The 619-nt window shown below is 80.9% G+C and carries 1 pseudogene; it reads right to left on the bottom strand.

Features of this window, described 5'->3' with window-relative positions:
* Window positions 1-218 (bottom strand): annotated as a pseudogene (locus E1211_RS33115) (hypothetical protein); the annotation flags it as partial.
* Window positions 219-619 lie beyond the last annotated feature (401 nt).

The following is a 619-nucleotide window of genomic DNA, read 5'->3' as shown; positions in this document are numbered from 1 at the left end:
GCCCCGGTCTCCGCAGCGCCCGCCGACCCGGTCGCCACGCCGTCCGCCGCCCCGGTCTCCACGGCGCCCGAGTGGGTGCGACCCGTCCCGGCTCCGTCTCCGCCGTCCCCGGCAACGCCGGAGCCGTCGGAGGCGCAGACCCCGGGCACGCGGACGCCCGGCACCCGGCCGACGGACCCGGCGACGCCCGGCACGGAGAGCGACGGCGACCGTGTCACGGTCGGGGCGTCGCACCCGGTTCCGGGGCCGCCCACGCCCCGCGCGGGAGAAACCGATCGACCCGTGCGGCCCACCGCGTCCGACCCATCCGTCACCGCCGCGCCGGTGTCCACGCCGCCCGCCGTCAGGCCCGCAGAAGCGGAGCCAGGGCCGGCGGAACCACCGCGCCGCGTCCCCGCACCGCCCGCCACCTCTGGCGCCGGGCAGCCGACCGCGACCGCGCCGCTACCCGAGTCCGCGTCCACGCCGCCCACCACGACCGAGCTCGCCGGACCGCCCGCACCCGAGCCGGCCGTGGCGGCCGAGCCCGCCGTGGTTGCCGAGCCCGCCGTAGTTGCCGAGCCCGCCGTGGTGGCGCGGCCGACCTCCGCACCCCCCACGCCATCGCTCCCCCCGTCTC

Source organism: Micromonospora sp. 15K316, assembly GCF_004348525.1.
Taxonomy (GTDB): Bacteria; Actinomycetota; Actinomycetes; order Mycobacteriales; family Micromonosporaceae; genus Micromonospora.
The sequence above is the reverse complement of the archived record's forward strand: the minus strand, read 5'-3'. Positions and strand labels throughout refer to the sequence as shown.